The sequence below is a fragment of the Calderihabitans maritimus genome, from assembly GCF_002207765.1.
Taxonomy (GTDB): Bacteria; Bacillota; KKC1; order Calderihabitantales; family Calderihabitantaceae; genus Calderihabitans; species Calderihabitans maritimus.
On sequence record NZ_BDGJ01000215.1, the window covers coordinates 40,764 to 52,635 of the forward strand.

Annotated in this window: 9 protein-coding genes and 1 pseudogene; all 10 read right to left on the bottom strand. The window is 45.8% G+C overall.

Annotated features, from left to right (window positions below):
* Positions 1 to 232, bottom strand: a 232-nt coding sequence (locus KKC1_RS15360; protein WP_153802869.1) for an FAD-dependent oxidoreductase, incomplete at its 3' end; no start/stop codon positions are given.
* A 21-nt stretch (positions 233 to 253) separates the two neighbouring features.
* On the bottom strand, positions 254 to 2,362 hold the full coding sequence (topA, locus tag KKC1_RS15365) for a type I DNA topoisomerase (protein WP_088555296.1): 2,109 nt from the start codon (positions 2,360 to 2,362) through the stop codon (positions 254 to 256).
* Between the two features lie 70 nt (positions 2,363 to 2,432).
* On the bottom strand, positions 2,433 to 3,518 hold the full coding sequence (dprA, locus tag KKC1_RS15370) for a DNA-processing protein DprA (protein ID WP_088555297.1): 1,086 nt from the start codon (positions 3,516 to 3,518) through the stop codon (positions 2,433 to 2,435).
* Positions 3,519 to 3,613: 95 nt separating this feature from the next.
* The gene (gene ligD, locus KKC1_RS15375) at positions 3,614 to 4,522 is read right to left on the bottom strand and encodes a non-homologous end-joining DNA ligase (RefSeq protein ID WP_088555298.1); all 909 of its coding nucleotides are present in this window, start codon (positions 4,520 to 4,522) and stop codon (positions 3,614 to 3,616) included.
* Between the two features lie 240 nt (positions 4,523 to 4,762).
* Positions 4,763 to 5,830, bottom strand: a complete 1,068-nt coding sequence (locus tag KKC1_RS15380; protein WP_088555299.1) for a phosphodiester glycosidase family protein — start codon at positions 5,828 to 5,830, stop codon at positions 4,763 to 4,765.
* A complete protein-coding gene (locus tag KKC1_RS15385) occupies positions 5,817 to 6,287 on the bottom strand; it encodes a hypothetical protein (RefSeq protein WP_088555300.1) in 471 nt (156 codons plus the stop codon). Before KKC1_RS15385 ends, KKC1_RS15380 begins: the two co-directional genes overlap by 14 nt.
* A gap of 43 nt (positions 6,288 to 6,330) precedes the next feature.
* Positions 6,331 to 9,450, bottom strand: coding sequence for an AAA family ATPase (locus KKC1_RS15390; RefSeq protein ID WP_088555301.1), 3,120 nt, complete (start codon positions 9,448 to 9,450; stop codon positions 6,331 to 6,333).
* On the bottom strand, positions 9,447 to 10,691 hold the full coding sequence (locus tag KKC1_RS15395; protein ID WP_088555302.1) for an exonuclease SbcCD subunit D: 1,245 nt from the start codon (positions 10,689 to 10,691) through the stop codon (positions 9,447 to 9,449). Before KKC1_RS15395 ends, KKC1_RS15390 begins: the two co-directional genes overlap by 4 nt.
* 214 nt (positions 10,692 to 10,905) lie before the next feature.
* Positions 10,906 to 11,364 carry a hypothetical protein gene (locus KKC1_RS15400; protein WP_088555303.1) on the bottom strand — a complete coding sequence of 153 codons (459 nt, stop codon included), beginning with the start codon at positions 11,362 to 11,364 and terminating at the stop codon, positions 10,906 to 10,908.
* Between the two features lie 42 nt (positions 11,365 to 11,406).
* A pseudogene (locus KKC1_RS16950) lies at positions 11,407 to 11,872 on the bottom strand (RNA-guided endonuclease IscB); the annotation flags it as partial.

Sequence of the window (11,872 nt, forward strand, 5' to 3'; positions counted from 1 at the left end):
TTATTAAAGAGTTGCACCGGCGCATTTCTTCTTTTAAAACTCCTACTGCGTTTTCAAGTGCGTTAGAACGCAATGAGTTACTACACACCAGCTCTGCCAGCAGGTCGGTATGGTGCGCAGGAGTCATACGGGAAGGCCGCATTTCCCATAGTTCCACTTTAATACCTCGTTCCGCAGCCTGCCAGCACGCCTCGGCTCCGGCCAACCCACCACCAATGACCATAAGCTGCATCGATAAAAACCATTCCTTTCTTCATGATTCTTGATCAGAGTTATTTTTCTCCGCCTGTTGTTGGTAAAAACATTCCTCTTCAGGGCACACCCAAAGAACGCCATTACGCTGATACTTCTCCACCAATCTGGTGCCACATTCAGGGCATTCTTTATTCGTAGGTTTCCACCAGGAAACATAATTGCATTCTGGATAGTTGCTACAGCCGTAAAACTTCCGGCCTTTTTTATTTCGCCTTAGGACTATAGTTCCTTCACACTGAGGACAGTCTACACCTATTGTTTCCAGCAATGGTTTGGTATAACGACATTCAGGAAACCCAGGGCACGCCAAAAATTTACCGTAACGTCCGAACTTGACTACCAAGTTTCTACCGCATTTTTCGCACACTTCTTCACTGACTTCTTCTTCAATTTCAATTTGTTCAATTTCCCGATCAGCTTTCTGCAACAGTTCCTGGAAGGGGCGATAAAACTCACCTACCACCTGTCGCCACGGTAACTGCCCTTCTTCGATCTTATCCAACCTGTCCTCCATATTAGCAGTAAATTCAACGTCAATGATATCAGGAAAATATTGCTTTAGTAAGTCAACGACCACCATACCTAATTCTGTAGGATAAAAATGCCTCTGTTCCCGTACCACGTAACCCCGCGCCAGAATGGTTTCCAAAATAGGGGCATAGGTGCTAGGGCGACCAATCCCTTTTTCCTCTAGGGCTTTTACTAATGATGCTTCCGTATACCGGGGCGGAGGTTGAGTAAAATGTCTTTTATCTTCCAATTTAATTAACCGAAGCTGGGCTCCTACTTTCAGCTCGGGCAATTTCTCATCGCCTCTATCTGTTTCCTCTTCTCCACTCTCGACATAAATCTTCATAAATCCGGGAAACACAATCGAAGAACCCGTGGCGCGAAATAGAAAATTTCCTGCCCGGATATCTACCGTACTTATCTGAATCTGGGCCGAACTCATCTGGCAGGCGACAAAACGGTCCCAGATCAATTTGTACAGTTTAAATTGGTCCTGGGTGAGATATTTTTTAATACCTTCCGGCTCGCGGAAAACAGAGGTAGGTCTAATCGCCTCGTGTGCGTCCTGGGCCCCCTTTTTCCCCACATAAATCCGAGGATTATCCGGCAAGTAATGTTTACCAAATTTCTCTCGGATAAATTTCCGGACTTCATCTACTGCTTCGGAAGAAATCCTGGTAGAATCCGTTCGAATATAAGTTATTAAACCAACCGGCCCTTCCTTCTTACCTAAGCTAATTCCTTCGTATAATTGCTGAGCTATCTGCATAGTCTTGCGAGCAGTGAAATTAAGCTTGCGATAAGCCTCTTGTTGCAAAGTACTGGTAATAAAGGGAGCCGAAGGATTGCGCTTCTTAGTCCTCTCTTTCAGATCAACAACGACATACTCAGCTCCCTCAAGCTCTCTCAGCACTCTTTTCATCTGTTCTTCATTACGAATATCAATTTTTTCCCCGTTCCTTTGAATTAGTTTTGCCTTAAACGTAACTGGTTTGGAAGGATCCTCCAGGATAGCAGTCAAGCTCCAGTATTCCTCGGGAACAAATTCCTCAATCTCTCGTTCCCGATCACATATCAATCTTACCGCTACCGATTGGACTCTACCGGCACTAAGTCCTTTTTTTATCTTGCGCCACAACAAAGGACTTAAATTATAGCCCACCAATCTATCTAAAATGCGGCGAGCTTGTTGAGCGTTAACCCGGTTGTAATCGATAGTTCTGGGATGTTCTATAGCCTTCTGTATGGCTTTTTTCGTAATTTCATTAAATTCGATACGACAAGGCTCATTCTCATCGATCTGTAAAATTTTTTGCAGGTGCCAAGCAATAGCCTCCCCCTCCCGATCCGGGTCAGGAGCAAGAAGTATTCGTTTCGATTTATGAGCCGCTGCTTTCAACTCCTTTAATATTTCTCCCTTACCCCTAATAGTAATATATTTGGGTTCAAATCCCTTTTCCACGTCCACTCCGAACTGACTTTTAGGTAAATCCCGTACATGCCCCATGGAGGACTTAACTACAAATTTTTTCCCTAAGAACCGGCTGATGGTCTTGGCTTTAGCCGGTGATTCAACGATCACTAAAGTTTTTGACAATGCTCTCACCTCGTTTACTGCCTTTTACTAACCTGGTATTCTCTACTATATTTGGCTATAATTTAATATTTTAACCGCTAGCCAAATAATATTTTCCAGGCAGCTGCCGAACCAGTCCTTTTAATTCTAAAAACATCAGAATTGAATTTAATCGACTTATCGAAAGTCCCGTCAGCTTTTGCAACTCATCGACATGAACTGGTTCACTAGAAACTAACTGTAAAACTTCTTTCTCTATTTTGTCAAGAGATATATTTCCTTTTCGATCTTCACCCGAAAAAAAAGGTTTAATACCGTATTCCTCTAAAATATCGGCGACCGTTTCTACCAGTTTAGCTCCCTGTTTGATCAGATTGTTGGTACCTTTGCTGCAGGGGCTAGTTATAGGTCCGGGAACAGCGAACACATCCCGGCCCTGCTCTAAAGCAAAATCAACCGTTATTAAAGAACCGCTACGCTCGGTTGCTTCCACTACTAATGTTCCCCAGGCCAGGCCGCTGATAATTCGGTTGCGAACGGGAAAATTGCCCGGCTCCGGCTGAGTGTCCAAAGGAAATTCTGAAATGACTGCCCCGTTTTCCGAGATGCTTTCCATGAGCTGATCATTTTCTCGAGGATAAACAACATTTATACCCGAACCTAGAACAGCAATAGTTCGTCCGCCTCCCTGCAAGGCTCCCTGATGAGCACAGGTATCTATTCCTCTGGCCATCCCGCTGACTACACAAAATCCATTCAAAACTAATTCCTGCGCCAGTTTCTGAGCTACCTTTCGCCCATAAGCTGTAGCTCGCCTGGAGCCAACTATAGCAATTGCCTGTTCATCTTCTTTTTTAATAGTCCCTTTTACAAAGAGAACCGGCGGGGGATCATAGATTCTCTTAAGGTTTACTGGATAATCCTCATCATCAATTGTAATAAGACGAACCTGATATTCTTGCAATCTATCCCATTCTCGCTGCAAGTCTAAACTGCGCCGGCGGACAACTATGTTTTCTACTACCGCTGGGGGTATTTCAGGAACCTGCTCCAATTCCTTCCTGTTGGCTTCCCAAACGCGCTGTGGATTTCCTAAATGTCTTACCAGTTTTAAAAGGGTTCTGGGACCTACCATAGGTGTTTGGATGAGAGCCAACCAATAAATATTCTTATCCATAAAGATCCCTCGACTCACGGGTTATTAACAATATATTCTTGTTCTTGAGAAAAGGTATTTTTCCTGCACCGCATAGAATATTTTTCCTATCCTTGTCACCGAGCTATGTTTAGGACTTCCTCTAAAGACTGCTTTTGAGTTAAAACCGGAGCGAAAAGATCTCCTAATTTTTCCAATCTGCTAAACACATTTTTCATGTGATACCGCCCGACCTCTACTTTTCTTTCCTCAATTTCCTCCCAAGTAACGGGAAGCGAAACCGGTGCTCCAGGCAAAGGGCGGACACTATAAACGGAAGCAATAGTTTTTCCTCGGGCATTTTGGAAATAGTCAAGATAAACTTTACCTTTCCTTCGCGAAACATTTCGTTCTAGAGTAACTTTCTCCGGGCAGGCTTCAGCTACCAGCTTGCACAGAAATCCTATTGCTCGCCTTACTTCTGCATAATTATACCTTGGTTCAATAGGTATATAAATATGTATTCCGGAAGCACCGGAAATTTTAGGATACCCAATTAAATTAAAAGAATCCAACGCTCTTCTAATCAAAAGTGCTACTTCTAAGACATCGGGGAAGCTGGCCGGCGGTTGGGGATCCAGGTCAAAAACAGCTACCTCAGGATAATCTGGCCTACTATAATTTCCCAACCACGGGTGCATTTCTATACAGGCCTGATTGGCCAACCATAGTAAAGTTTGCAAATCAGAACAGAGACAATAATTGATAACTTTACGTTTTCCCCGGGAAGGAATTGGAACTGTCTTTATCCAACGGGGAGCATAATCAGGGCATTCCTTCTGATAAAAGCTTTTGCCGGCAATGCCGTCCGGATATCTTTTTAGAACTAAAGGCCTTCCCTCCAGATGAGGAAGTAGATAAGAAGATACTTTTTGGTAATATTCTATAAGATGTGCCTTGGTATACCCTTCATCCGGCCACAAAACTTTATCGAGATTTGATAACTCTAAAATATACCCGCCAATCTTACCCTTTATTCTGGACAAATTATACCCTCCGCAAAGATCCAGTTTATTTATTATAGTGCTTCCTTATAAAAAAACAGGAGGTATTATTAACCTCCTGCTCGACTTAAATTTTTTGGTCTATTATTTAATATCCCCCTAATGCGCAAAAATATAATCTGTTCTGCCCCAGTGGTTCCTTGGTAACCAGATTTTGTAATTTAAGAAATTTCATTCTTACCAATTCTCCTTTCCCCAACTTTATTAAAAGCAAAATAAGTATCAGGGCAGAACCACGATGTTGGTGGCGACCCGCCTCTCTTTACCATCAGAAGGTCGATTGAGGACTTTCCCTTTATATACCATGGTGGTAGATCCTCCTCCATCTAAATTGTAGGCATCAACTACCCCCAGTTCAAGTAGCTTAATCTGCACCTCTTCTAAAGTGGCGCCGGCACTCCAGCCTGGCTGCCGGCCGTCAATAACCAAAAAGATAAGATCACCGTTAGCATACTGACCGAGTACCGTACGCGGATGTTTTTCATTACGCCATTTTTCCGGTATTTCTTTGGCTTCCCTGTTCTTTAACAGTACCGGCACAAAACTGACTCCGTCGCGAGGATTTAAGGCTAACAACTCTCGCTCCTCTTCAAACAAGCCCCCAATTAAACGACCTTTTTTATCGAAACCGGTGAAGAAAAGGTCATCATGGGTCGGAGAAAAACCGGTAATCATCTCGCTATCAATCATAGTGGTTCCGATAGGCCAATATTGCAATTGGCCCTCATTATATGTCTTGTAGAAGCCTCCTCCATTTATACCCAGTACAGCTCCCTTCCGCTGTACAGCCTCGCTGGTCGTCTCACTCTTTCCAAGTTGATCCTGGGCCAGCACCACCTGCACAGCCTCGGGGTCGAACACTTTAACTTTAGCAATGTACCCCTTGTAATCCTTCTCTTTTAAATCGAACAACTTGATTTCTACCCGGTTGGAACGAAAGACTTCAAAAGGTGTACCAAGTCGAGCCAGGATTTCCTTTTCATATAGTTCGTCAGACAAAGTCTTTTGCTGCCGGCTTTTCTGAACCAGTTTCTGAATTAACAACTGCTGTTCACGGTATATCCGTTCCTGTTCCGCAACTGAAGCCTGGATAAAACCGATTTGCCTTTGCAGGTCCGATACAACTTCGTTAAGCTGTTTCATATTAGAAAATAACGTTTCCGTCTGTAGTATCATTTGTTCGCTTGGAAATAATACCTGCGAAAAAGAAGCTTCCCCGGAAAGTCCCCAGATTAACCCACATAAAGGTGCCAGTAAAAATACGGCAAAAATGAAACTAATTCTTCGCATCGACTGTCTCCTGCAAAATACGTAGACTTTCTTTGAGATTTTCTAATTGTTTATCCAATTGGGTAATTCTTTCATCCAGGGCCTCCCGGGTACTGTTAGATTGACTTATAACTTCATCAGCTTCTTCCAGAGCTCTCTTTATTTTCGTAAGCTCAGACAAGAGCCTTTCCTGTTTCTGAACTATAGTTTGAATATTGAGGGCGTTGGTTTCCTGAATGTTTTGTACCTGCCGATCAATATATGCCTGTAACATGGCATGCTGTTCAGCCAGCCTATTTTCAATGTAAGAATAGGCTACATAAACTGTTCCGATCCATAAAACGAATAAAAACAGTCCGGCAAGAAACTGTTTGAAACCTGAACGTTTTTTCGCCCTTTTGCCCTGTCTGGTCTCAGTTGCTGCATATCTTTTCCTCCACTCTTCTTTTGACGGTGTAAGAAGCTTTCCGGTAGTCATTTCAAATCCCTGCCCTTCTAAGTGGTTGTCCGCCCCTCATTCTTTAATTTTTAACCATTCTGACTTCACTTCCTTTCCCGTCTTCGGTGGCCGGTAAAACTTCGAGGTAAAGGGGCAGTCGTTCTCTCAGTTCTCTAACATGGCTGATTACTCCTACCACACGTTCCGGGTTATGAAGCTTCTCCAAGGTAGATACTACCAGCTCAAGTTTTTCTTCATCCAAGGTGCCGAATCCTTCATCGAGAAAAAAGAAACCTAAGGGATATTGTCCTCGCAACTGAATCTTAGAAGAAAGAGCTAGGGCCAAGGCTAGGGAAGTCAAGAAAGTCTCCCCCCCGGAAAGGCTTGTCACAGGCCTCCGCCGCCCACCGTTATAATCATCTCGCATAACAAACTCGCAACCTTCCCCTAACTCTAAAGCGTATCTCTGCCCCGTAAGTTTACCCAACCGGATTGACGCATCGACGGTCATATCTTTAAGATGTTCCTCCGCCAAAAACTGCACAAAACGACGGCCCTGTAAAAGTTTACTCAACTCTTCCGCAAGAGACTTACGCTGCTTGATCTTCGCCGCCTGCTCCTCGAGTTCGTTCCATCGCTTTTTCTTTTGCATCAGTTCCTTTAGCTTCTCTCTACTAACAGCAACGGCTTCTCTTGCCTGTTTCAACTCATCTGCTATCTCTTTAATTTTCACCTTTAAATTTTCAAATTCTTCTCTATTAAAGGCTCGTCCACTAATCGCCAATTCCAGTCGTTTTAACTGCGCGTTTACTGTTTCGTATTCCACACGGTAGCTTTCCAGTCTCTTACGCAACTCCTCCCGCTTTTCACCATCTAGCATCGCCGCTCGGGCTTCTTCAATACTAGCGAAACCCGCCGCGGTAATTCCCTTCTCCAGACGGTATCGTATGTCCGAGACCTCACCTTGAAGTGTCTCTATTTTGGAATTCACAATTAGTACTTTGCTCTCCAGCTGCCTGTAACAATCTCGTATTTTTCTTACCCGTTCCTCAGCCAACTTTAACTCCTGCTGTAAAGCTTCTATTTTCTTTATCGTCTCCCGTAGAGATTTTTCCGGATCTATGCCTCCGGTAGTTTCGTCAAGACGCCTGACTAACTGTTTTATTTGGGCAGTCAACCCTTCCAGTTGATTTTCCAAAGCTACTGACTTCAGTTCCATGGACTGTATCTCGCCCTCTAGTTCTCGAATCTGGGCCTCTACTTCCTGGCGCTCTTCATCTATGGCACCGTTTCGCTTGTTGATCTCAAACAATTCGCCTTCCAGTCGTTCTAGCTCCCTATATCGCTTTTGTAGGTAACTACGTTCATAATCTCCTCGTACCTCATTAAATTCTTGCTGTGCCGCTTCGAGTTCTTTGGCAAGTTTTTCCACCCTCTCCTTTGACCGTTTCGTTTCCTCCCAAGCACTTTGCCAGCTAGTCCACATTTGCAACACATTCTCTTGCCACCGGCGCAACATTTGGAGTCGTGTTCCCGCGTCCTTCAGAGCTTGTTGGGCTTGTTCTAGTTCTATGGCCGGCTCAATGGCTGGGGCAGGATGTTCACGCGAACCGCAAACTGGACATGGTTCTCCCTCTTTAAGCTCCTGGGCCAGAACTTTCACCCTGTCCTGTACCAGCGCCCGTTGATAAGCCTTGTCCGTCTCCGTGAGGTTCCTCTCGGCCGCCCGTACCTGTTCCGACGCCAACGCGGCTATATCTGTACTCGGTTCCAAAACTGTTTTCGGTAATACTTCCCGTATCTTTTGAACCAACTGCTGCCAACATTTTTCGCTCTTTTTTTGGCGTTCTCTATATTCATCCCTGGCTTCGTAAAACAGCTTTTCCCGGCTCTCGAGCTGAGCAAGCACCTGCAAGGCAACCCGGATTTTTTCTTTTTCAGCCAAATTAACATATAGCTTCTGACGTTGCTCGTTCAATTTTCGGTAGCTTTTATTTATCATTTCCAGTCTCTTATACTGGTTTTCCCTGGCTTTTTTCAGTTGCCCGAGCCTGTTCCTTAGTTCCTCCAGCTCTAAAGCTATCCTCTCTTTCTCTGTTTGAAGTTTCTCTAGTTCAGCTCCCTTAGCCAACGCCTCCTGAAGCCTCTCCTGGCGCTTTATAAGTTCAGGCAATTCCTCTTCCTTTCGCCTTGTCGCTGCCGCTAATGCCTCTTCAGCTTCGGTAAGCTCAACTTTGGTTTGCGCCAGCCGTCTCTTCTCCTGTGCTAGTTTTTCTTCCAGCAGCCTTAACTCTTCCGATATCTCCTTTTCCCTTTCCATAAGGTTCCGCATTGGTTCAACCTTTTCCGCCCTATTAAGGGTGTGCAATATATTTTCCATACCTTTTTTCTGCTCGTCGAGTTCCCTTTTTTGTAAAATCATTTTAGCCTTCTCTTCGTACAATTCACATAGCTGTTCGGCTTCTCGGTATCTTTTATCTAAAACATCGTACTGTACTTCCAATTGCTGCAGCCACTTTTCATTTTCTGCCAGCCTTTGCTTGGCAGCAACCTCTGCCTCAGCCGAACAGTCACCAAGGCCTCTTTTTTCCGCCTCGATGTTATCCAGTTGCGCGGCACAGTCAATACTAACTTTTCTGGCTTTGTTGGTTAGCTCCTCGCCGAAACGTTCCAGACAAAAAATATGCTCCAGCATCCTGGCCCGTTCACTACCGGTTAGTTTGAGGAACTGGTCAAACTTACCCTGGGGAAGCACCACAGCCCGAGAAAACTCATCCTGCTTGAGACCGAGGAGCCGTTCCAGCGCTGCGTTGGTATCCGATACCCCCGAAGCAACTACTTCCTCTACATCGCCGGAATAAGAAATCTTCCATAAACGGGCATACTTTGCTCTAGCCCGATCGGGGTCGGAAGGATCTTTCTGATACCGTCGTTCCACCACATAACGATTACTACCCAACTCAAACTCAAACGAAACTTCCAGATAGTTTTCGTTCTGATTTATAATACCCCGGGTACCCCACGCAGCCCGCTCTACATTTCCGTAAAGAGCTAAAGTCATGGCATCTAAAATAGAAGATTTTCCGCTGCCGGTGGGACCAAAAATTCCGAACAGGCCGGCGGCACCCAATTCTTCAAAATTGATGATCTGTCGCGTACGATAGCTGTGCAGACCACTAAATTCCAATCTTATAGGTCTCAATCTGCTTCACCCCCGGCGCGATCCTCAAGGTCTCCTAACTCTTCATTAACCAGTTCCAAAAAGAAGTCTACCAGCTCCTTGGACGGCTCTACACCGCGCTGTCGGGTTACGAACAGTTTAAACTGTTCCGGTAAGGACATTTTCGAAAGCCGTTTCTCATCAGGTCCCCTTTCCACCTCCGGTAAAATAACGCGCACGTTAACAATCCCTGGATGCAGCTTGCGCAATTCGGCGAGCTGCGAACTGCTGAGCGGTTCCTGCAGCTTCATCTCCAGCTCGACCCAGCATTTCAGGTTCTCCGGCCGGTTACACCAGGCATAAACCTCCTCCAGGCTGTCTACCTGCCACCGCTTCAACGGCCTACCGCAATTTAACTTAACTTCTTTCACCAAGGTTTTTTTATCCGGGACGGCATCTACGATTACTACTTCCTTCTGCTGGTTGGCCTCAGAAAAGCTGTACGCCAGAGGTGACCCGGAGTAGCGACAAGGTGCCGGAGTGCCCTCTACCGCCTGAGGTCGGTGAAGGTGCCCTAGAGCTATGTAATGAGCGTGGGAAGGAAGTGCCGCCGGTTCAACGGCCAGTGCTCCTCCCAGTTGTATAGGTCTTTCCGACTGCGATTCCCAACCACCAGCCATGAAAAAATGTCCTGCGACTAAGTTAACTGTATCAGCTCGAAAAGCCCGACTGCTTTCCTCCAGTATCTGTTTGATACGGTCAGAATAGGCAACCTGTTGGGCACCTTCATCTAATTCCCTGCTTAAAAGCTCATTGAGTCTGGATTCCGACGGATAGGGTAAGGTGACAATAACAGCTGACTGTTCTGCATCCGGTACCGCTATCTCCAGCCAACCTTTGCCGGTACGTACTCTTTCCACTCCGCCGGTCGAACCGCCACAGGTCAGCTTTTCACCGGGATAGCCTACCAGGGAAATACCATGTTTTAAGGCAAGGGGGTTGGCAGCACGGATGCGGTCCGGACTGTCGTGATTACCCGCGATTATCACCACCGCCCGCTTTCCTCCGGTGGCCAGGCGTTCCAAAGCGTAAAAAAATAATTCTTCCGCTTCAGCGGAGGGATTATATGTATCAAACACGTCTCCCGTTACCAGGATAAGGTTAACCCCTTCCTCTTTAACTATATCGGCCAGTTGGTCGATAAACTGCAACTGCTCCGGCAGTCTGGAACGACCCTCCAGAGTACGTCCCAGGTGCCAGTCAGAAGTGTGAAGAATTCTCACTACCTTGCCACTCCTTAACCTATAATAAATTTTAAAAGTGCATTCTTAATCTTAACATAATAATACAACATTTTCTGCTCAACGGGCCATTAATTTCCTGTTCCTTAAGCGACGGGAGGAACCTGGTCATAGAGAGTCGAATAATTGCTTTATCAGGAAAACAGTGGCAGGAGGAGTTGGCTATATGCTATCTATCGTATCGAGCTGTGGAATCTTAGGAACCGAAGGTTACCTGGTAAAAGTAGAAGTGGATGTCTCCAAAGGCCTCCCGGGATTCGACAGTGTGGGTGTAATTGTCCAGATTTGACATGTCAACACATACAGGAACCTCAAAAGGCCACTCGATTACAATTCTGCGGTCCTTATGTATTGTGACCCGAATATCAAGTATCCGGATTAGCTCTCGCTTTTCCTCGAAGGATAGGGTATCCACCCGCTCCGCAAGTCTCCTGCAAAACTGTTCGATATCTTCCGTCCATTGAGCCTTGCGGTCAATAGAAGCAAGTCGCCGCTTGATATTGCTTATATCCGCTTCCAGTTCCCCACGCCGCCGGTGAAGGCGCTGCATGCGCTTACGAAGTTCATTGGATGAAAGCAGTCCCTCAAGCCGGAGGTCAAGAAGTTCGTTTTTCTGTTTATCAAGCTCCGCTATATGCCTCTGCTTCCGCTCCAATTCTTCCCGCAGTTCGGCGGCGTGAGCGGCGAGCTCACCGGCTTACGCGGCGTCGGATGCCCCTGCCTTCAGGCACGGGGAGGAGACGCCGCAAGACTTCTTCTCATACTGCCAACCACTATTCCTTTGCAACAACCTAAAGTAGCGGTACGATACACCCTGACAGATACGCTTGCCAGCGGCATCTTTAATGTCGAACCAACCACTGGCACGGGTAGCTACTCTGCCTACCCAGCGCCCTTTGTACTTACCTTTTGGCACTTCAGCCACTACTATATCCCCTGTCATAAACCCAAAGAAAAACCGTCGCGATTGCCTGTGACCTCTTGGAAAACCATATTTGTCGGTATTGCACATACAGCGTGTACCTCTACCTATTGCACGCCAAACCTGGACATAATGTTGGGTTACGACAACTTTGACCGGCGTACTTTGTCCAACACAACAGGCATCGAAGTAGTGTTCTTTAGGCAATCCACGAGTGACGCGGTTCATCTTGGTTAGAGCA